Origin of the sequence: Pseudomonas anguilliseptica (assembly GCF_900105355.1) — a bacterium.
GTDB lineage: Bacteria > Pseudomonadota > Gammaproteobacteria > Pseudomonadales > Pseudomonadaceae > Aquipseudomonas > Aquipseudomonas anguilliseptica.
In genome coordinates this window covers 854056-873143 of the sequence record NZ_FNSC01000001.1, presented here as the reverse complement: position 1 = coordinate 873143, position 19088 = coordinate 854056, and the positions used below count along the sequence as shown (strand labels likewise).

Sequence of the window (19088 nt, the reverse complement as noted above, 5' to 3'; positions counted from 1 at the left end):
CTCAGGCTCGGTTGAGTTGGCTTTGTACGTCCACGACCACCTGGTACAGGGCTTCGCTGCTTTCGGCTTGGCGCAGGCTGGCGCGCACATCGCTGCGGTCTAGCATGCTGGCGATCTGCCGAAGCAGCTCTAGGTGAGCATCGGTGGCCGCTTCGGGCACCAGCAGGACAAACAGCAGGTCCACAGGCGCGCCGTCGATGGCGTCGAAGTCTACGGCGGAGTCCAGGCGCAGCAAGGCACTGATCGGCGCGGTGCAACCGGGCAGGCGACAGTGCGGAATGGCAATGCCATTACCGAAACCGGTCGAGCCTAGTTTTTCCCGGGCAATCAGGCTTTCGAAGATGTCTTGGCCATCCAGGTCAGGCAGCTCGCGCGCCACCAGGTTGGCAATCTGTTCGAGGACACGTTTTTTGCTGCCGCCCGGCACGTTCACCAGGGAACGGCCGGGGGGCAGGATGGTTTCAAGTCGGATCATAGGAGATAGACGATGTCAGCGGGCCATAGCGCCCTGTTGACGGTCGAGCTGTTTTTCCTTGTGTTTGATGAGTTGTCGGTCGAGTTTATCAGTCAGTAGATCGATGGCTGCGTACATGTCTTCATGTTCGGCATTGGCGACGACTTCGCCGCCGGCAATGTGCAGGGTCGCTTCGATTTTCTGTTTGAGCTTCTCGACCTCCATGGTGACTTGCACGTTGGTAATCTTGTCGAAGTGGCGCTCCAATCGGCCGAGTTTTTCGGCGATGTAGTCGCGCAGGGCGTCGGTCACATCCAGCTGGTGTCCACTGATGTTGACTTGCATACCGCTTTCTCCTTGTTGCCGTGTGTAAGAGGCAGGCGAGAGGCCTGCCGCCGGAACACTTTGGCGTGGAAGACTCTGACAGAACGAGCCTGGCACGGCCGCTAATTGCTTGTTGGCAGTATGGCTGCTTTTGCGAAAAGGCGTGGCCGGGAGTGTTCTGTGCAGTGCGATCTGTCTTCCTTCTTCGTGCCGCCTTAGATCAATCGTTTGCGCTCACTGGAAGGCGCTATTCCGAGGGATTCACGGTACTTGGCGACCGTGCGGCGGGCTACTTGAATGCCCTGTGCCTCCAGTAAACCAGCGATCTTGCTGTCACTCAACGGCTTTTTCGCATTTTCCGCGGCGACCAGTTTTTTGATGATGGCGCGGATCGCCGTGGACGAGCATTCGCCGCCTTCGGAGGTGCTGACGTGGCTGGAAAAGAAATATTTCAGCTCGTAAATACCGCGCGGGGTGTGCATAAATTTCTGTGTGGTCACCCGCGAAATAGTCGACTCGTGCATGCCCACAGCTTCAGCAATATCGTGCAGCACCAGGGGTTTCATCGCCTCATCGCCGTAGTCGAGGAAACCACGCTGATGTTCGACGATCTGCGTGGCAACCTTCATCAGAGTTTCGTTACGACTTTGCAGGCTTTTGATAAACCAGCGCGCTTCTTGCAGCTGGTTACGCATAAAAGTGTTGTCGGCGCTGGAGTCGGCGCGCTTCACAAAACCGGCGTACTGCGCGTTGACCCGCAGGCGTGGCATAGCTTCCTGGTTGAGCTCCACCAGCCAGCGTTCGTTGTGTTTGCGCACGATTACATCGGGCACCACGTATTCCGGCTCACTGGATTCGATTTGCGAGCCAGGGCGCGGGTTGAGGCTTTGAATCAGGTCGATAACCTGGCGCAGCTCATCTTCCTTGAGCTTCATGCGGCGCATCAGCTGGCTGTAGTCGCGGCTGCCGAGAAGATCAAGGTAGTCGCTGGCCAGACGCTGGGCTTCGCTCAGCCATGGGGTTTTCGCCGGCAGCTGGCGCAGTTGCAGGAGCAGGCACTCGCCCAGGTTGCGCGCGGCGATGCCGGTAGGCTCGAACTGCTGGATGCGGTGCAGCACGGCTTCGACTTCGTCGAGCTCAATATCCAGTTCCGGATCGAAGGCTTCGACGACTTCTTCCAGGCTTTCCTCCAGGTAGCCCTGGTCATTGATGCAGTCGATCAGGGTGGCCGCAATCAGGCGATCCTTGTCGGACATAGGCGCCAGGTTGAGCTGCCATAGCAGGTGGCTTTGCAGGCTCTCGCCGCTGGAGGTGCGTGTGGTGAAATCCCACTCGTCGTCGTCATTGGTGCTGCTGGGCAGGCTGCTGGCGCTGGTTTGGTAGATGTCTTCCCAGGCGGTATCGACGGGCAGCTCATTAGGAATACGTTCGCCCCAATCACCTTCTTCCAGGTTGTCCACGGTCTGCGTGGCTTCCTGGTAGTTGGTTTCCTGATAGGGCGCTTCGGGCTGTTCGCTGGGGCTGGCGCTTTCTGCACCATCGGCCATAGGGTCCGAATTGTCGAAATCATCGCCATCTTCCTGGCGTTCGAGCATCGGGTTGGACTCCAAGGCCTCCTGGATCTCTTGCTGCAGATCCAGGGTCGACAGTTGGAGCAGGCGGATGGCCTGTTGCAGCTGCGGCGTCATCGTCAGCTGCTGGCCCATTCTCAGGACTAGCGATGGTTTCATTGCAGACCTTATTTACCGGCGTCTGTGCGCAATCCACTACAGGGCGTTTTCAAAAAAGCGCCACTAGGAAGCAAATTATATGCCTGACTTTAAGGGTTTTGCCTAGCCTTGGCTGCAGCCGGCTTGAGAAAAGCTGTGGTTACAGCCGGAACTCATGCCCCAGGTAAACTTCTTTGACTGTCTGGTTGGCCAGAATAGTCTCGGCATCACCCTCTGCAATCAGTTGACCATCGCTGACGATATAGGCGGTTTCGCAGATATCCAGGGTCTCGCGCACGTTGTGATCGGTGATCAATACACCGATGCCCTTGGCCTTGAGGTGATGGATGATCTGCTTGATATCGCCCACGGAAATCGGGTCGACACCGGCGAAGGGTTCGTCGAGCAGGATGAACTTGGGGTTGGTCGCCAAAGCGCGGGCAATTTCCACGCGGCGGCGCTCACCACCAGACAGGCTCATGCCAAGGTTGTCGCGGATATGGCTGATATGGAATTCCTGCAGCAGCCCCTCAAGTTCCTTGCGGCGTGCAGCGCCATCTAGGTCCTTGCGGGTTTCCAGGATGGCCATGATGTTGTCGGCCACGCTTAGTTTGCGGAATATCGAGGCTTCCTGCGGCAGGTAGCCAATACCGGCGCGAGCGCGGCCATGCATGGGCTGATGACTGACGTCGAGATCGTCGATCAGCACGCGGCCCTGGTCGGCCTGAACCAGGCCAACGATCATGTAGAAGCAGGTGGTCTTACCGGCCCCGTTGGGGCCAAGTAGGCCGGCGATCTGTCCGCTGTCGATGCTCAAGCTGACGTCGCGCACGACCTGACGGCCTTTGTAGCTCTTGGCCAAGTGCTGGGCTTTCAATGTGGCCATTATTACTGCGCCTGCTGGTCGGCTGGTTTGTTCTTCGGCTGGATCACCATGTCGATGCGCGGACGTGGCGCAGTGACATTGGTGCCTGTGGCGCGGCCGGCGTTGACGATCTGGCGCTGGGTGTCATAGGCGATTTTCTCGCCTTCGAAGGTGTTGCCTTCCTGAATCACCTTGGCCTGATCAATCAGTACCACGCGCTCGTTGGCCATAAAGTACTGGATGGTCAGGCCGTAGGCCTTGACGATCTGCTTGTCGGCTGACGGCAGTTGCTCGTAGTAGGCCGGCTTGCCGACGGAGGTAAATACCTCGACATCGCCCTGGGCATTCTGGGTGATGGTCACGGTGTCGCCGGTGACCTTCATGGTGCCCTGGGTGATAACTACGTCACCGCGATAGACAGCAACGCCTTGCTTGTCATCCAGCTCCGCGCTGTCAGCCTGGATACGGATTGGCTGTTCGCGGTCGGATGGCAGAGCCCAGGCGCTGACACTTCCGAGTGCGGCGCTGAGGCTGAGTAGTAGGGGGAGGGTGTTAACGAGCCTCATGCTGACCTCTTACGTTGGACAGCAGGAGCATCCTGCCGTCATTCATGTACGCTTTCATTCCTTTTGCCGTGGTCACCCCATTGGCCGCGTCGATTCTAACGGCTTGCTGGGTCTGCGCATATTCCTTCTCGGGGAATACGGTCAGGCGGCTGGTGGTGAGGATGGTCGGGCGGCCTTTGGCGTCGGTACGCTCGACGCGCACCTTGTCGATCAACTCGACCTCAGCCCCCCCTGGCGACACTTCACCGCGCTCACTGCGGATTTTCCAGGGCAGCTCAGTGCCGCGGAACAGGTTCATATTCGGGCTGGTCATCAGGGTGATGTCGCTGGCCTTGCCGTGCTCGACCTTGTCGGCGGTCAGTTCGTAGTGCAGCTTGCCGTCGGCCTGGTATTGCACGGTGTAGGTGTTGGTGGCGTAAAAGTCGATGGCGTTATCAGCCCCAGTGCTGCGGGATTGCTCGTTAAAGCCATCCGGGTTGAGGTTCCAGTAGCCGAGCGCCGCCACCAGTAGTGCTACAAAGGCGAACAGAACAATATTGAATAACTTGCGGGGCATGGTGGGCCTATAGGTAAGCGGCTTGAGCGGCTTCAAGGGTGCCTTGGGCGTGCATGATCAGTTCGCAGAACTCACGGGCTGCGCCTTCGCCACCGCGAGCGCGGGTAATCCCGTGGGCATGTTGGCGAACAAAGCCGTCGGCGCTGGCGACTGCCATGCCCAGGCCTACGCGGCGGATCACTGGCAGATCGGGCAGGTCGTCACCGAGGTATGCAGCCTGTGCATAGTCTAGGCCCAGTTCGCCGAGCAGCTCATCAAGAACTACCAGCTTGTCTTCGCGGCCCTGATACAGGTGTTGAATCCCCAGATTTTGCGCCCGGCGCTCTACGACTGGAGTTTTGCGGCCGCTGATAATCGCGGTACGCACGCCGGAGTTGATCAGCATCTTGATGCCGTGGCCGTCGAGAGTGTTGAAAGTCTTGAATTCGCTGCCGTCGACGAGGAAGTACAGCTTGCCGTCGGTAAGTACGCCGTCGACATCGAAAATGGCCAGCTTGATAGCTTGGGCGCGTTGTAGCAGGTCGGGGCTGGTCAGGTCAGTACTCATTACATCACTCCAGCGCGGAGCAGGTCATGCATGTTCAGTGCGCCAATTGGCAGATCGTTGTCGTCGATCACCACCAGCGAGCTGATCTTGTGGTCTTCCATGATTTTCAAAGCCTCTGCCGCGAGCATTTCCGCGCGAGCGGTCTTGCCATGGGCGGTCATTACGTCATCGATAATGGTCTGGCGCACGTCGATGTTGCGATCCAGGGTGCGGCGCAGATCGCCGTCGGTGAATATCCCGGCCAGGCGGCCGTCTTCCTCGGTCACCACGGTCATGCCCAGGCCTTTCTGGGTCATTTCCAGCAGCGCATCGCGTAGTGAGGTGCCGCGCTTGACGCGTGGCAGGCTTTCGCCGGCGTGCATGACGTTCTCCACCTTGAGCAGCAGGCGTCGGCCCAGCGCACCGCCTGGGTGGGAGAACGCGAAGTCTTCTGCGGTAAAGCCGCGGGCTTCCAACAGTGCAATGGCCAGGGCGTCGCCCAGTACCAGCGATACCGTGGTGGAAGAGGTCGGGGCCAGGTTCAGCGGGCACGCTTCCTGGGATACGCGGGCGTCCAGGTTGACTTCGGCGGCCTTGGCCAGTGGCGACTCCGGGTTGCCGGTCATGCTGATCAGGGTGATGCCGAGGCGCTTTATAAGCGGCAGCAGGGTAACGATTTCTGCGGTAGAGCCGGAGCTGGAAAGGGCCAGCACCACGTCATCGCGGGTGACCATGCCCATATCACCGTGGCTCGCTTCGGCCGGATGCACAAAGAAAGCCGTGGTGCCGGTGCTGGCCAGGGTGGCGGCAATCTTGTTGCCGACGTGGCCGGATTTGCCCATGCCGACCACGACCACGCGGCCTTTGCTGGCGAGAATCAGCTCACAGGCATGTACGAAATCACCGTTGATGCGCGCCAGCAGATCCTGGATGGCTTCGAGCTCCAGGCGGATGGTGCGCTGTGCTGACTGGATCAGATCGGTTGGCTGGCTCATGACTTCTCTGCGGCGTACGGGCTAAAAGCTGCCGATTATAACGGTAAAGGTGCGCCTGCCCAGTATTTCCAGTGGCGAGTTGGTTGCAGAAACTGTGCGGCGCTTATCTTCGGCAACACCTTCCGTCTTGGGCGAGGAATGCCGCGATGGTATAGTTCGCGGCCATTTTCGGTACGTTCGACGACCAGTAGTGCCCTTTGTTCGGGGCGATACGTCAGTCAGGCAAGCGTTGAGCAAGGAGTCCAGATGAGCGCCGAGAACCCGTATGCAGTTGGGCTGAAGAACGTCAGCTTCAAACGCGGCGAGCGGGATATTTTCAAAAACATCGATATCCGCATTCCCCGTGGCAAGGTCACCGGGATCATGGGGCCGTCTGGTTGTGGCAAAACCACGCTGCTGCGTTTGATCGCTGCCGAGCTCAAGCCGAGCCAGGGTGAAGTTTGGGTCAATGGCCTGAATTTGCCGACGTTGTCGCGCAACGATTTGTTCGACATGCGCAAACAGATGGGTGTGCTGTTCCAGAGTGGTGCGCTGTTTACTGACTTGGACGTGTTCGAGAACGTTGCTTTTCCGCTGCGGGTGCACACCAAGCTGCCGGAAGAGATGATTCGCGACATCGTGCTGATGAAACTGCAGGCTGTTGGGCTGCGTGGTGCCCTTGAGCTGATGCCTGATGAGCTGTCGGGCGGCATGAAGCGGCGCGTGGCATTGGCTCGAGCGATTGCTCTTGATCCGCAAATACTCATGTATGACGAGCCTTTCGTCGGCCAGGACCCGATAGCCATGGGCGTTCTGGTGCGCCTGATTCGTCTGCTGAGCGATGCGCTGGGGATCACCAGTATCGTGGTGTCCCATGACCTGGCGGAGACCGCGAGCATTGCCGACTACATCTATGTAGTCGGTGACACTCAGGTGCTTGGTCAGGGCACGCCGGCTGAGTTGATGGCGTCGGATAACCCACGTGTGCGTCAGTTTATGCAGGGCATCCCCGATGGCCCGGTACCGTTCCACTTTCCTGCGGCCAATTACCGCGACGATCTTCTGGGGGGGCGCTGATGCGCAAGACATCTGTGCTCGAGCGGGTGCGCCTGTTCGGTCGCGCCGGTATTGATGTAGTCGCCACGCTGGGGCGGTCGGGGCTGTTTCTGCTGCGCGCGCTGTTTGGTCGTGGCTCGACCGGCAATAGCTTTCAGTTGCTGATCAAGCAGCTGTATTCGGTTGGGGTGATGTCCCTGGCCATTATTGTTGTGTCCGGCATCTTTGTCGGCATGGTGCTGTCGCTGCAGGGCTTCAGCATCCTGGCCAAGTACGGCTCGGAGCAGGCGGTGGGGCAGATGGTCGCTCTGACTCTATTGCGTGAACTGGGGCCGGTGGTCACAGCCTTGCTGTTTGCCGGTCGCGCCGGCTCGGCGCTGACCGCGGAAATCGGCAATATGAAATCCACCGAGCAGCTGTCGAGTCTGGCGATGATCGGCGTCGACCCGCTCAAATATATTGTCGCCCCGCGGCTGTGGGCCGGTTTTATCTCGATGCCGTTGTTGGCGATGATCTTCAGCGTGGTCGGTATCTGGGGCGGTGCGATGGTCGCCGTCGACTGGTTGGGGGTTTATGAGGGCTCGTTCTGGGCCAATATGCAAAGCAGTGTTTCGTTTCGCGAAGATGTGCTCAATGGTGTGATCAAGAGCGTGGTCTTTGCGTTTGTCGTGACCTGGATCGCAGTGTTCCAAGGCTATGACTGTGAGCCGACTTCGGAAGGGATTAGTCGTGCCACCACCAAAACCGTGGTGTACGCCTCGCTCGCCGTATTGGGGCTGGACTTTATTCTGACCGCTTTGATGTTTGGAGATTTCTGATGCAGAACCGCACGCTGGAAATTGGTGTCGGCTTGTTCCTGTTGGCCGGGTTGTTGGCCTTGTTACTGCTGGCCTTGCGTGTCAGCGGTTTGACTGTCGGCAGCAGCGACAATACCTACAAGGTGTATGCGCACTTTGAGAATATCGCCGGTTTGACTGTCAGATCTAAAGTGACCATGGCTGGTGTGACAATCGGCAAGGTCACGGCGATTGATCTGGACCGCAACAGCTATATGGGGCGCGTCACCATGGTGTTGGATGATGCCGTGGATAACCTGCGGTCAGACTCCACTGCGTCGATTCTGACCGCAGGTCTGCTGGGCGAGAAATACATCGGGATTAGCGTGGGCGGCGAAGAAGAAGTGCTGCGCGATGGTGGCACCATTCACGACACGCAGTCGTCATTGGTGCTGGAAGACCTGATTGGCAAGTTCCTGCTCAATTCGGTCAACAAAGACCAGGCTAATTAATAGAGGTAATGGACATGTTCAAAACGCTGCGTAACGGTTTGTTTATCTGCTTGGCCATCATCTCATTCCAGGCGTTGGCAGCTCCGGCTGCTCATGAAGTGGTGCAGCAGACCACCACTGCGCTGCTGGCCGACCTCAAGGCTAACAAGGAGCAGTACCGCACCGATCCAGGCGCGTTTTACAACGCCCTGAACAACATTCTCGGTCCGGTTGTGGATGTCGATGGGATTTCCCGTGGTGTGATGACGGTGCGCTATTCGCGTCAGGCCTCGCCCGAGCAGATGCAGCGCTTTCAGGAAAACTTCAAGCGCAGCCTGATGCAGTTCTATGGCAATGCCCTGTTGGAATACAACAACCAGGATATTCGCGTGCTGCCGGTCAGCGGCCAGCAGGACCCTGAGCGCACCTCGGTAAATATGGAGATCAAGGACGGCAAGGGTACGGTTTATCCGCTGTCCTACACCATGGTCAGCCTCGATGGCAGCTGGAAGATGCGCAACGTGATCATCAACGGCATCAACGTCGGCAAGTTGTTCCGTGATCAGTTCTCCCAGGCCATGCAGGACAATCGTAACGATCTGGACAAGGTCATCGACAACTGGACCGAGACCGTTGCCAAAGCCCGCCAAGGGGCCGATGCATCGTGAGTCAAGCCAGTATCCGTGAGGCGTCGCCTGGCGTTTTTAGCCTGATCGGCGTGCTCGATTACCTGAGCGCGCCGGCGCTGCGTGAGCAAGGTGAACGCCTGCTTAGGGTCAGTCCGGCGGTGGCGTGCGTGATTGATTGCGCGGGTGTGGAGAAATCCAGCAGCGTCGGGCTGTCGCTGTTGTTGGCGTTTATGCGTGACGCCAATGCAGCGGGCAAGACCCTGAGAGTGAGTAACCTGCCCAAAGACATGCGTGAAATCGCCAGCGTTTGCGGTTTGTTGGAAATCCTCCCGTTGCAGGCTTGAGCAGGGCTTCGGTCGGCTGGCAGTAATGCGGGGTTCGCAGGCAGGGGGCTTTTTTGTATGATGCTCGACCCGCGAGCGTCTGCTCGGCTGTCGTTAATATATGCATTGATCGAGGTTGAGCATGCAGGCCTTAGAAGTAAAGAGTCTCCTTGAGGCTATATTGCCGGATACCAAGGTGGAAGTTGAAGGCGAAGGCTGCAACTTTCAGCTGAACCTGATCAGTGACGAATTGGCCGCTCTTAGCCCGGTCAAGCGCCAGCAGCAGATCTACGCTCACCTCAATGCCTGGATCGCCGATGGAAGTATCCACGCCGTGAGTATGAAATTCTTCAGCCGTGCCGATTGGGCCGCGCGCTCCTAAACCGAGAGAATCATGGACAAACTGATTATTACCGGCGGTGTGCGCCTTGATGGCGAAATCCGCATTTCCGGGGCGAAGAACTCTGCCCTGCCGATTCTCGCCGCCACCCTGCTTGGTGATGCGCCGGTCACCATCTGCAACCTGCCGCACCTGCACGACATCACCACCATGATCGAGCTGTTCGGCCGCATGGGTATCGAGCCGATCATCGACGAGAAGCTCAGCGTGGAAGTTGACGCGCGGGCGATCAAGACGCTGGTTGCGCCCTACGAGCTGGTGAAAACCATGCGCGCTTCGATTCTGGTACTCGGCCCGATGGTCGCGCGTTTCGGTTATGCCGAAGTGGCTCTGCCAGGTGGTTGCGCCATCGGCTCGCGTCCGGTTGACCTGCACATCCGTGGCCTGGAAGCCATGGGCGCGATCATTGATGTCGAAGCCGGTTACATCAAGGCCAGGGCCCCAGAAGGCGGTCTGCGTGGCGCGCACTTCTTCTTCGATACCGTCAGCGTGACTGGTACTGAGAACATCATGATGGCCGCGACCCTGGCCAAAGGCCGTAGCGTGCTGGAAAACGCCGCGCGCGAGCCGGAAGTGGTCGATCTGGCCAACTGCCTGATCGCCATGGGCGCAAAAATCAGCGGCGCCGGCACCGACACCATCACCATCGATGGTGTTGAGCGCCTGCACGGTGCTCGCTTCAGCGTGATGCCTGACCGTATCGAAACCGGCACCTACCTGGTGGCTGCTGCTGTGACGGGCGGCCGGGTCAAGGTCAAGGACACCGCCCCGACCACTCTGGAAGCGGTGCTGTCCAAGCTGCAGGAAGCTGGTGCAGAAATCACCTGCGGCAACGACTGGATCGAGCTGAACATGCACGGCAAGCGGCCGAAAGCCGTCAACCTGCGTACTGCTCCCTACCCGGCGTTCCCCACCGATATGCAGGCACAGTTTATCGCCCTCAATGCAATTGCCGAGGGTACCGGCACGGTGATCGAAACCGTGTTCGAAAACCGCTTTATGCATGTGCATGAAATGATTCGTATGGGCGCGCAGATCCAGGTCGAAGGCAACACCGCCATCGTCACCGGCGTCGAAACCCTCAAAGGCGCGCCTGTTATGGCCACTGACCTGCGTGCATCTGCCAGCTTGGTGATTTCGGCGCTGGTCGCCGAGGGCGACACCCTGATCGACCGCATTTACCACATCGACCGTGGTTACGAGTGCATCGAAGAGAAGCTGCAGTTGCTGGGGGCGAAGATTCGCCGCGTGCCGGGCTAAGACCATGCTGACTATTGCTCTTTCCAAAGGCCGGATTCTCGATGACACGCTGCCGCTGCTGGCTGCGGCGGGAATCGAACCGACCGAGAACCCGGATAAAAGTCGCAAGCTGATCATCTCCACCACGCTGGACGATGTGCGTCTGCTGATCGTGCGTGCTACCGATGTGCCGACCTATGTCGAACACGGCGCGGCCGATCTCGGCGTGGCCGGCAAAGACGTGCTGATGGAATACGGTGGCCAGGGCCTCTATGAGCCGCTGGATCTGCGTATTGCCCAGTGCAAGCTGATGACCGCCGGTGCAGTTGGCGCGCCCGAGCCGAAAGGCCGGCTGCGGGTTGCCACCAAATTCGTCAACGTGGCCAAGCGTTATTACGCCGAGCAGGGCCGTCAGGTCGACATCATCAAGCTCTACGGCTCGATGGAGTTGGCACCGCTGGTGGGATTGGCTGATAAGATCATCGACGTGGTCGACACCGGCAACACCCTGCGCGCCAACGGTCTGGAAGCTCAGGAGCTGATCGCCATGATCAGCTCGCGACTGATCGTCAACAAGGCGTCGATGAAGATGCAGCATGCGCGCATTCAGGCGTTGATCGACACTCTGCGTGATGCAGTTGAAGCGCGACACCCCCGCTAATACCCTCAACGCGGCATTACGCCGCGTCTGCCTATCCGTGTCATAGCCAATTATCTCGGGCGTCCATACGGTGGGCTTGGTAGCCTAGCGACGCCCGAGCATTTGCCAATTTAAGAGGCCCGCTATGACCGCTCCTATCGCTATTCGCCGACTCAATGCCGCTGACCAGGACTTTGCCCAGCATCTGGATCATCTGCTGAGCTGGGAAAGTGTCTCGGATGACGCGGTCAACCAGCGAGTGCTGGATATCATCAAGGCGGTGCGTGAGCGTGGCGATGCAGCGCTGGTCGAGTTCACCAAGCAGTTTGACGGCCTGGATGTCGCCTCGATGGCCGATCTGATCCTGCCGCGCGAGCGCCTGGAGCTGGCCCTGACCCGCATCACCCCGGAGCAGCGCAGCGCTCTGGAGAAAGCCGCCGGGCGCGTGCGCAGCTACCACGAACGGCAGAAACAGGACTCCTGGACCTACACCGAAGCCGACGGCACAGTGCTGGGGCAGAAGGTCACCCCGTTGGACCGCGCCGGTCTGTACGTTCCGGGTGGCAAAGCATCCTATCCGTCCTCGGTGCTAATGAACGCCATCCCGGCCAAGGTCGCCGGTGTGCCGGAAGTGGTGATGGTGGTGCCGACCCCGCGTGGCGAGATCAATGAAATCGTCCTCGCCGCCGCCTGCATTGCTGGCGTCGACCGGGTATTCACCATCGGTGGTGCCCAGGCCGTGGCCGCGCTGGCCTATGGCACCGAGAGCGTACCGCCGGTGGACAAAATCGTCGGCCCCGGCAATATCTACGTCGCCACGGCCAAGCGTCATGTATTCGGCAAGGTCGGCATCGACATGATCGCTGGGCCATCGGAGATTCTCGTGGTGTGTGACGGCCAGACCGACCCGGACTGGATCGCCATGGATTTGTTCTCCCAGGCTGAGCACGACGAAGACGCCCAGTCGATTCTGGTCAGTCCGGATGCCGCCTTCCTCGGTCGTGTCGCCGAGAGCATCGCCAAACTGCTGCCAACCCTGGAGCGCGAAACTATTGCGCGCACTTCACTGGAAGGTCGCGGTGCGCTGATTCAGGTGGCCGATATGGCCCAGGCCATTGAAGTGGCCAATCGCATTGCGCCGGAGCACCTGGAGCTGTCGGTGGAAAACCCCGACGAGTACCTGCCGCTGATTCGTCACGCCGGGGCGATCTTTATGGGCCGTTACACCGCTGAAGCTCTGGGTGACTACTGCGCCGGCCCCAACCACGTGCTGCCGACCTCTGGCACCGCGCGCTACTCCTCGCCGCTGGGGGTGTACGACTTCCAGAAACGCTCGTCGATCATTCACTGTTCGGCCGAGGGCGCGTCGGAGCTGGGCAAGGTGGCCAGTGTGCTGGCCCGTGGCGAGTCACTGACCGCTCACGCCCGTAGCGCCGAATACCGCATCAAGAACTGAGTTTTCAGGGCGCGCGAGGCGCGCCACCCCAGAATCGAATTCGAGGAGAGAAGGGCAGATGAGCAAATTCTGGAGCCCCTTCGTCAAAGACCTGGTGCCTTATGTGCCGGGTGAGCAGCCGAAACTGGCCAAGCTGGTCAAGCTCAACACCAACGAAAACCCCTATGGCCCGTCGCCCAAGGCGATTGCCGCCATGCAGGCCGAGGTCAATGACAACCTGCGTCTGTATCCGGACCCCAACAGCGATCGCCTGAAGCAGGCGGTGGCCGACTACTACGGTGTAAGCACCGCCCAGGTATTTGTCGGCAACGGCTCCGACGAGGTGCTGGCGCACGCCTTCCACGGTCTGTTCCAGCACGGCCAGCCTCTGCTGTTTCCGGACGTGACCTACAGCTTCTACCCGGTGTACTGCGGCCTGTACGGCATTCCCTTTGAGGCGATTGAACTGGATGAGCAGTTCCAGATTCGCGTTGAAGATTATGTGCGGCCCAACGGCGGCATTATCTTCCCCAACCCCAATGCCCCGACCGGCTGTGGGCTGGCGCTGGAGGCGATCGAGCGGTTGCTCAAGGTCAACCCGGATAGCGTGGTGCTGGTGGACGAAGCCTATATCGACTTCGGTGGAGAGACGGCGATCAGCCTGGTGGCTCAATACCCGAACCTGCTGGTTGGTCAGACCCTGTCCAAGTCACGCTCCCTGGCCGGGCTGCGGGTCGGGATTGCAGTGGGTCATCCTGACTTGATCGAGGCTCTGGAGCGGATCAAGAACAGCTTCAACTCCTACCCGTTGGATCGCATGGCGATTGCCGGCGCGGCGGCGGCGTTCGAGGACAGGGCGTACTTCGAGCAGACCTGCCAGCGGGTAATCGACAGCCGTGAGGCGGTGGTGGCCGGGTTGGAGCAGCTGGGCTTTGAGGTGCTGCCCTCGAAGGCGAACTTTGTGTTTGCCCGCCATCCGGCTAAGGATGGCGCGACCCTGGCTGCCGGTTTGCGTGAGCAGGGGGTGGTCGTGCGTCACTTCAAACAGCAACGGATTGCCCAGTTCTTGCGCATCACCATCGGTACGCCGGAGCAGAACCAGGCGCTGCTGGATGCCCTGCAGGGCCTGTAATTCGGCGCCATAAAAAGCCGGAGCAGTGCTCCGGCTTTTTATGGCCTGCAGTTTAACCGCGCGGGTTATTCGTGGTGCGCCTGGCCAAGGAAGGTCAGCGAGGTAAACAAGCCGCGCGTCTCGATATCCTTGTCGCCTTTGATTGGCAGGTTGATGGAGGCGCTGATGATATTCAGCCCTTCGTTGCGCACCAGCACCTGGGCGCGGCCGTCGGCATCGGTGGTGGCGCTGACCTGGTGCGGCGCACCACGGTAGTCACCGACCAGCTCGACCCCGGCAGCTGGCTTGCCATCCACCAGCACACGTACCGCCAGCGGCTTGCCGGGGCCGACCTTGAGCGGGTCGACTTCCGGCAGGATGACCATCTTCAACTGATCCAGCTTCGGCAACTTGGCGCCTTCCTGGTAGATCGCCAGGCTGTACTTGAAGGTGTGCAACGACTCGGTCGAGTTCGGTACTTGGCTGCGGCCTTGGTTAATCCACTGCTGGTCCGGGGTAAGTGACCAGGCGCCGTTGTCCAGTTCCACGCCAAGTACCGCCGGGGTTTTCAGCGGTTGCAGGCGGGCATGATCCTCCAGGCGCTGAACGGTGACCGGAATCATCTTGCCGGCGCGGTTATAAGCCCAGGCACCGCTGATTTTCTCGGCCTTGAAGGCGTTGTCTTCCGCGCCGTGGCCGTAGATGGCTTCGATATGACCGAGACGTTGTTCGATCCACAGGTCGTGGGCCTGGACGTGCCCGGAGAGCAGGGCGGGCTTGGCAATATGCATGGTGGGTTCCTTGTGGTTTAGAGATTGAGGGTCAGGCTGGGGCTGAGGTTGCGCGGGTCACCGGGCATGACCCAGACGCTGTTGTAGGCGCGCTCGTAGTACTCGCGGTCGAACAGGTTATTGAGGTTCAGGCCGATGCTCAGGGCTTCAATGGCCTGGTAGCGGGCCAAGAGGTCGACGGTGCTGTAGGCCGGTAACTCGAAGTCGCTGCCGGCTTGCCCCGAGCGATCCCCTACATAGTTGAATGCGGCGCCGATATCCGAGCCGCGTAGGTCGCCGTCCTGAAACTGGTAGACAGTGAGCAAACTGCCGCTGTGGCGGGCGACGCCGAGCAGCTTGCTACCCACCGGCAGGCTGTTGTCTTCGGTGACTTCGGCATCGATAAAGGCGTAGGCGCCAATGATGCGCACGGCATCGCTGAGCTGGCCGCTGAACTGCATATCCAGGCCCTGGCTACGCGCTTTGCCGGCCGCGATGCTGTCGCCTGGATTGGCCGGGTCGGCGGTCAGCACGTTTTCCTTGTCGATATGAAACAGCGCAATGGTTGCACCCAGGCGGCTATCAAGCAGGTCGAGCTTGAACCCGGTTTCATAGCCCAGGCCCTTCTCCGGCTTGAACACCGTACCTCGGCTGCTGATGCTGTTGGGCTTGAACGAGGTGGAGGCGTTGGCGAACACCCCGACCTGTGGCGTCAGCTGATAGAGCAGGCCCGAGCGGGCGGTGGCAACATCCTTGTTCTGCTCATTGCTGACCCGCGTGCTGCGGTTCAGCGCGGTTTGCTCATAGCGTTCGAAGCGCGCGCCAAGCAAACCGCTCAGGCGCTCGCTGAAGCGGATCTGATCCTGCAGGTTGAGGGCATAGCTCTCGGTATGCTCGAAGAAATCGTTGGGATTGACGATGGCCGGCTTGGCCTGGCCGTAATGCGGTTGGTAGATGTTCTGGCCATAGCCCAGGGTGGTCGCGCTTTGCGGGTGCTTCTGGCTGTTGCGGTAGTTCTCGTATTTCAGCCCGGCGAGAGTCTGGTGCTGCCAGCTACCGAGGTTGAAGCTGCCATGCAGCTCGGCCTGGGTAATGCTGTCGTTCCATTCGAAGCTGCGTTGACGATAGAAACGCGTCAGGGTGTCGCCGACCAGGCGCGACGGTTCGGAGCTGTTGCCCTGCAGGCGGCCCTGGGCGTAGTGGTTGGCCAGGCGCAGCTTCCAGCTGTCATTGAGGTAGCGCTCCAGGCTGACCTGCAGCATCTGGTTGTCGTTGCGGATGCTGCCGTCGTTAGGTTCACCCATAAAGCTGGAGTCTCTCACCGCGCCCATGCGGTTGTTCACCGCCGGAATACCGCGGTCAAATACCGACTCGGTGCGGGTGAATTCGCTCTCGATCAGCAGCAGGGTGTCGGGGTTCAGCTGCCAGCTCAGCGAAGGGCTGACGATCTGCCGTTCACTGCCGACATGGTCGCGAAAGCTCTGGTTGTCCTCGACCGCCAGATTGACCCGCGACAGCAGGGTGGCGTCGTCATTCAGCGGGGTGTTGACGTCCAGGCTGCTGCGGTAGCGGTCCCAGCTGCCGGCGCTGGCCTTGAGCTGGCTGAAGGCCTCGGCCTGCGGCTTCTTGCTGACGATATTGATCATGCCGCCGGGGTCGCCACGGCCATACAGGCTGGCGGCCGGGCCTTTGAGCACCTCGATGCGTTCGATACCGGAGGCGTCCGGCGAGCTGTAGCTGCCGCGGTTGATGGCGAAGCCGTTCTTGTACAACTCGCCAGTGGTGAAACCACGCACGCTGTAATTGAGGAAGGTCAGGCCGCCGAAGTTGTTCTGCCTGGACACGCCGCCGGCAAAGTCCAGGGCGCGGTCGATGCGCGTGGTGCCCAGGTCATCGAGCACCTGCGCGGGCACCACGTTGATGCTTTGGGCGATCTGCTCAATCGGCGTATCGGTGCGCGTCGCGCTGGCCGAACGGGTGGCGCGATAGCCTTGCACAGGGCTGTCCGCCTGTTCCTGGCGGGCGGTGACCGTGGTGGCAGAGAGCTCGACGGGGTTTTCTGCTGCAGCGGCAACAGCGCAGGGAGCCAGCAAGCTGGCAAGTAAGGCGTGGGCGGCGCGCAAGGGGAAACATTCTTCTCTTGTGTTTAATGTGATAACATAACATTAGAATTGAGAAGGTTTATCGATTGCGCTGCGCAAATTGAAAATTTGAGGGTTAGCTGCCGTTGACGGGCGGTCTTACGCCGATCTCGGCAGTCAGTTGCAGCGGTTTGCCGTTGCGCAGGATGTCGATGCTGATCTTCTCACCCGGCTTGGCACGCGCCACCTGGTTCATCGAGCGGCGGCCATCACCGGCGGCTTCACCGTCGATGCTGAGGATCAGATCGCCTGGCTGCAGGCCGGCTTTCTGCGCGGGGCCGTCGCGGTAGATGCCCGCAACGACGATCCCAGGGCGTCCGTCCAGTCCGAAGGACTCCGCGAGCTCCGGGGTCAGTGGTTGCACCTCGATCCCCAGCCAGCCGCGAATCACTTGGCCGTGCTCGATGATTGCCTGCATCACATCCATTGCCAGTTTCACCGGGATGGCAAAGCCGATGCCTTGCGAGCCACCCGACTTGGAGAAAATCGCTGTATTGATGCCCACCAGATTGCCATAGGCGTCCACCAGCACGCCGCCAGAGTTGCCGGGGTTGATCGCCGCATCGGTCTGGATAAAGTCTTCGTAGGTATTCAGGCCCAGCTGGTTGCGCCCGGTGGCGCTGATAATGCCCATGGTCACGGTCTGGCCGACGCCGAAGGGGTTGCCGATGGCCAGGGTCACGTCGCCGATGCGGATATTGTCGGAGCGCCCGAGGATGATAAACGGCAGGTCAGGCAGGTCGATTTTCAGCACCGCGAGGTCGGTTTCCGGATCGCTGCCAATGATGCGAGCCAGGGTTTCGCGGCCATCCTTCAGGGCCACGACGATCTGGTCGGCGTCGGCGACCACATGGTTGTTGGTCAGCAGGTAGCCTTCCGGGCTCATGATCACTGCCGAGCCGAGGCTGGACTCCATGCGCCGCTGCTTGGGCAGGTTATCGCCAAAGAACTTGCGAAACTGCGGGTCCTCGAACAGAGGATGCGCAGGTTTGTTGACGAACTTGGTGGTGTACAGGTTGGCGACGGCCGGCGAGGCCAGGTTCACCGCATCGGCGTAGGACACCGGGCCTTCTTGCATCCGGCTGTAGAACGGTGCCTGGCGCACGTGCACGTCCTGCCCCGGCAAACCGACCCACTGAGGGAAATATTGCATGATCAGCAGTGCCGACAGCACGCCGACCAGCAGGGGCCAGCCGAGGAAACGCAGGGCCTTGAACATCGAACCAATCCTGAGGGTTGCCGGGGGCGGATGCGCCCCTTAAGGTGCGCCATTATAGAGAGGTGGCCGCGAATAAAGCAGCGCCTGCACACTTGTTGATAAGGAAACCCTATGGCCATTGCCCTGGCGACCCTGGTGGAAGAAGCCGACCGCTACCTGAATGCCGCACGCATCAGCGATTACTGCCCCAATGGCCTGCAGGTCGAAGGCCGGCCGCAGGTGCGGCGCATCGTCAGTGGCGTGACCGCCAGCCAGGCGCTGGTCGATGCGGCCGTTGAAGCTGAAGCCGATGTGCTGCTGGTGCACCATGGCTACTTCTGGAAAGGTGAAAATCCCTGTATCACCGGGATGAAGCGCCGCCGCCTGCAAACCCTGCTGGCCAACGACATCAGCCTGCTGGCTTATCACCTGCCACTGGATGTGCACGCTGAGGTGGGCAACAACGTGCAACTGGCCGCGCAGCTGGGCATTACCGTGGAAGGTCCGCTGGAGCCGGAAAACCCACGCACCGTCGGCCTGATCGGCTCGTTGACCGAGGCCATGAGTCCGCGCGACTTTGCCCGCCATGTGCATCAGGTGCTTGGCCGTGAACCACTGCTGGTTGAGGGCGATGAAATGATTCGTCGAGTCGGCTGGTGCACCGGCGGTGGTCAGGGCTATATCGATCAGGCGATTGCCGCCGGGGTCGATCTGTACCTGACCGGCGAAGCCTCTGAGCAGACCTTCCACAGCACCCGGGAAAACGGCATCAGCTTTATCGCCGCCGGCCATCACGCCACCGAGCGTTATGGCGTGAAAGCTTTAGGCGATTACCTGGCGCGACGTTTTGCCATTGAGCATCTATTTATCGATTGTCCAAACCCAATCTGAGGCGTAATTACCGC

Annotated in this window: 22 protein-coding genes; 11 read left to right on the top strand and 11 right to left on the bottom strand. The window is 60.1% G+C overall.

Annotated features, from left to right (window positions below; genetic code table 11):
- Position 1: 1 nt before the first annotated feature.
- The 8 genes from ptsN to BLW24_RS04155 form a co-directional block, all read right to left on the bottom strand.
- Entirely contained in the window at positions 2-475 is a 474-nt protein-coding gene (gene ptsN / locus BLW24_RS04190; protein ID WP_090377091.1) for a PTS IIA-like nitrogen regulatory protein PtsN, read from the bottom strand.
- A 15-nt stretch (positions 476-490) separates the two neighbouring features.
- Positions 491-799 (bottom strand): ribosome hibernation-promoting factor, HPF/YfiA family, encoded by a 309-nt coding sequence (gene hpf, locus BLW24_RS04185; protein ID WP_090377088.1) that lies wholly within the window; start codon positions 797-799, stop codon positions 491-493.
- A 194-nt stretch (positions 800-993) separates the two neighbouring features.
- Entirely contained in the window at positions 994-2508 is a 1515-nt protein-coding gene (locus tag BLW24_RS04180) for an RNA polymerase factor sigma-54 (protein ID WP_090377085.1), read from the bottom strand.
- A gap of 139 nt (positions 2509-2647) precedes the next feature.
- Positions 2648-3373 (bottom strand): LPS export ABC transporter ATP-binding protein, encoded by a 726-nt coding sequence (gene lptB / locus BLW24_RS04175; protein ID WP_090377082.1) that lies wholly within the window; start codon positions 3371-3373, stop codon positions 2648-2650.
- A 2-nt stretch (positions 3374-3375) separates the two neighbouring features.
- Complete coding sequence (lptA, locus tag BLW24_RS04170) at positions 3376-3918, bottom strand: lipopolysaccharide transport periplasmic protein LptA (RefSeq protein ID WP_090377080.1); 543 nt, start codon at positions 3916-3918, stop codon at positions 3376-3378.
- Positions 3905-4474, bottom strand: a complete 570-nt coding sequence (gene lptC, locus BLW24_RS04165) for an LPS export ABC transporter periplasmic protein LptC (RefSeq protein ID WP_090377077.1) — start codon at positions 4472-4474, stop codon at positions 3905-3907. The genes lptA and lptC overlap by 14 nt, the downstream gene beginning before the upstream one ends.
- Before the next feature lie 7 nt (positions 4475-4481).
- Complete coding sequence (locus BLW24_RS04160) at positions 4482-5021, bottom strand: KdsC family phosphatase (RefSeq protein ID WP_090377074.1); 540 nt, start codon at positions 5019-5021, stop codon at positions 4482-4484.
- Positions 5021-5995, bottom strand: a complete 975-nt coding sequence (locus BLW24_RS04155; RefSeq protein WP_090377071.1) for a KpsF/GutQ family sugar-phosphate isomerase — start codon at positions 5993-5995, stop codon at positions 5021-5023. Before BLW24_RS04155 ends, BLW24_RS04160 begins: the two co-directional genes overlap by 1 nt.
- A 246-nt stretch (positions 5996-6241) precedes the next feature.
- Between BLW24_RS04155 and BLW24_RS04150 the strand changes: the two genes are divergently transcribed.
- The 10 genes from BLW24_RS04150 (at position 6242) to hisC (ending at position 14095) form a co-directional block, all read left to right on the top strand.
- Positions 6242-7051: an ATP-binding cassette domain-containing protein gene (locus BLW24_RS04150; RefSeq protein WP_090377068.1), complete on the top strand. Its 810-nt coding sequence runs from the start codon at positions 6242-6244 to the stop codon at positions 7049-7051.
- Positions 7051-7848: a lipid asymmetry maintenance ABC transporter permease subunit MlaE gene (mlaE, locus tag BLW24_RS04145; RefSeq protein ID WP_090377065.1), complete on the top strand. Its 798-nt coding sequence runs from the start codon at positions 7051-7053 to the stop codon at positions 7846-7848. The genes BLW24_RS04150 and mlaE overlap by 1 nt, the downstream gene beginning before the upstream one ends.
- Entirely contained in the window at positions 7848-8318 is a 471-nt protein-coding gene (gene mlaD / locus BLW24_RS04140) for an outer membrane lipid asymmetry maintenance protein MlaD (RefSeq protein WP_090377062.1), read from the top strand. The genes mlaE and mlaD overlap by 1 nt, the downstream gene beginning before the upstream one ends.
- Before the next feature lie 14 nt (positions 8319-8332).
- Entirely contained in the window at positions 8333-8965 is a 633-nt protein-coding gene (locus tag BLW24_RS04135; RefSeq protein WP_090387625.1) for an MlaC/ttg2D family ABC transporter substrate-binding protein, read from the top strand.
- On the top strand, positions 8962-9270 hold the full coding sequence (locus BLW24_RS04130) for an STAS domain-containing protein (RefSeq protein ID WP_090377060.1): 309 nt from the start codon (positions 8962-8964) through the stop codon (positions 9268-9270). Before BLW24_RS04135 ends, BLW24_RS04130 begins: the two co-directional genes overlap by 4 nt.
- Positions 9271-9391: 121 nt before the next feature.
- Positions 9392-9631, top strand: coding sequence for a BolA family protein (locus BLW24_RS04125; protein ID WP_090377058.1), 240 nt, complete (start codon positions 9392-9394; stop codon positions 9629-9631).
- A 12-nt stretch (positions 9632-9643) separates the two neighbouring features.
- A complete protein-coding gene (gene murA, locus BLW24_RS04120) occupies positions 9644-10909 on the top strand; it encodes a UDP-N-acetylglucosamine 1-carboxyvinyltransferase (protein ID WP_090377055.1) in 1266 nt (421 codons plus the stop codon).
- Between the two features lie 4 nt (positions 10910-10913).
- Positions 10914-11549 carry an ATP phosphoribosyltransferase gene (gene hisG, locus BLW24_RS04115; RefSeq protein ID WP_090377052.1) on the top strand — a complete coding sequence of 212 codons (636 nt, stop codon included), beginning with the start codon at positions 10914-10916 and terminating at the stop codon, positions 11547-11549.
- Positions 11550-11673: 124 nt separating this feature from the next.
- On the top strand, positions 11674-12984 hold the full coding sequence (hisD, locus tag BLW24_RS04110; RefSeq protein WP_090377049.1) for a histidinol dehydrogenase: 1311 nt from the start codon (positions 11674-11676) through the stop codon (positions 12982-12984).
- A 58-nt stretch (positions 12985-13042) separates the two neighbouring features.
- Positions 13043-14095, top strand: a complete 1053-nt coding sequence (gene hisC / locus BLW24_RS04105; RefSeq protein ID WP_090377046.1) for a histidinol-phosphate transaminase — start codon at positions 13043-13045, stop codon at positions 14093-14095.
- A 65-nt stretch (positions 14096-14160) separates the two neighbouring features.
- Here the strand turns inward: hisC and BLW24_RS04100 are convergent, their stop codons facing one another.
- The 3 genes from BLW24_RS04100 to algW form a co-directional block, all read right to left on the bottom strand.
- On the bottom strand, positions 14161-14865 hold the full coding sequence (locus BLW24_RS04100; protein WP_090377043.1) for a DUF4198 domain-containing protein: 705 nt from the start codon (positions 14863-14865) through the stop codon (positions 14161-14163).
- A 17-nt stretch (positions 14866-14882) separates the two neighbouring features.
- On the bottom strand, positions 14883-16841 hold the full coding sequence (locus BLW24_RS04095) for a TonB-dependent siderophore receptor (RefSeq protein WP_420875025.1): 1959 nt from the start codon (positions 16839-16841) through the stop codon (positions 14883-14885).
- A gap of 220 nt (positions 16842-17061) precedes the next feature.
- Positions 17062-18204: a Do family serine endopeptidase AlgW gene (gene algW, locus BLW24_RS04090; RefSeq protein WP_090377038.1), complete on the bottom strand. Its 1143-nt coding sequence runs from the start codon at positions 18202-18204 to the stop codon at positions 17062-17064.
- Positions 18205-18315: 111 nt separating this feature from the next.
- Here algW and BLW24_RS04085 point away from each other — a divergent pair, with 111 nt between their 5' ends.
- Complete coding sequence (locus BLW24_RS04085; protein WP_090377036.1) at positions 18316-19074, top strand: Nif3-like dinuclear metal center hexameric protein; 759 nt, start codon at positions 18316-18318, stop codon at positions 19072-19074.
- Positions 19075-19088: the final 14 nt, after the last annotated feature.

Coding starts and splice junctions, on each gene's coding strand:
- hisG (WP_090377052.1), top strand. CDS start 10,914: ATGCTGACTATTGCTCTTTCCAAAGGCCGGATTCTCGATGACACGCTG.
- hpf (WP_090377088.1), bottom strand. CDS start 799: ATGCAAGTCAACATCAGTGGACACCAGCTGGATGTGACCGACGCCCTG.
- ptsN (WP_090377091.1), bottom strand. CDS start 475: ATGATCCGACTTGAAACCATCCTGCCCCCCGGCCGTTCCCTGGTGAAC.
- murA (WP_090377055.1), top strand. CDS start 9,644: ATGGACAAACTGATTATTACCGGCGGTGTGCGCCTTGATGGCGAAATC.
- BLW24_RS04180 (WP_090377085.1), bottom strand. CDS start 2,508: ATGAAACCATCGCTAGTCCTGAGAATGGGCCAGCAGCTGACGATGACG.
- mlaE (WP_090377065.1), top strand. CDS start 7,051: ATGCGCAAGACATCTGTGCTCGAGCGGGTGCGCCTGTTCGGTCGCGCC.
- hisD (WP_090377049.1), top strand. CDS start 11,674: ATGACCGCTCCTATCGCTATTCGCCGACTCAATGCCGCTGACCAGGAC.
- BLW24_RS04135 (WP_090387625.1), top strand. CDS start 8,333: ATGTTCAAAACGCTGCGTAACGGTTTGTTTATCTGCTTGGCCATCATC.
- algW (WP_090377038.1), bottom strand. CDS start 18,204: ATGTTCAAGGCCCTGCGTTTCCTCGGCTGGCCCCTGCTGGTCGGCGTG.
- lptA (WP_090377080.1), bottom strand. CDS start 3,918: ATGAGGCTCGTTAACACCCTCCCCCTACTACTCAGCCTCAGCGCCGCA.
- lptC (WP_090377077.1), bottom strand. CDS start 4,474: ATGCCCCGCAAGTTATTCAATATTGTTCTGTTCGCCTTTGTAGCACTA.
- lptB (WP_090377082.1), bottom strand. CDS start 3,373: ATGGCCACATTGAAAGCCCAGCACTTGGCCAAGAGCTACAAAGGCCGT.
- BLW24_RS04160 (WP_090377074.1), bottom strand. CDS start 5,021: ATGAGTACTGACCTGACCAGCCCCGACCTGCTACAACGCGCCCAAGCT.
- BLW24_RS04085 (WP_090377036.1), top strand. CDS start 18,316: ATGGCCATTGCCCTGGCGACCCTGGTGGAAGAAGCCGACCGCTACCTG.
- hisC (WP_090377046.1), top strand. CDS start 13,043: ATGAGCAAATTCTGGAGCCCCTTCGTCAAAGACCTGGTGCCTTATGTG.
- BLW24_RS04150 (WP_090377068.1), top strand. CDS start 6,242: ATGAGCGCCGAGAACCCGTATGCAGTTGGGCTGAAGAACGTCAGCTTC.
- mlaD (WP_090377062.1), top strand. CDS start 7,848: ATGCAGAACCGCACGCTGGAAATTGGTGTCGGCTTGTTCCTGTTGGCC.
- BLW24_RS04125 (WP_090377058.1), top strand. CDS start 9,392: ATGCAGGCCTTAGAAGTAAAGAGTCTCCTTGAGGCTATATTGCCGGAT.
- BLW24_RS04100 (WP_090377043.1), bottom strand. CDS start 14,865: ATGCATATTGCCAAGCCCGCCCTGCTCTCCGGGCACGTCCAGGCCCAC.
- BLW24_RS04155 (WP_090377071.1), bottom strand. CDS start 5,995: ATGAGCCAGCCAACCGATCTGATCCAGTCAGCACAGCGCACCATCCGC.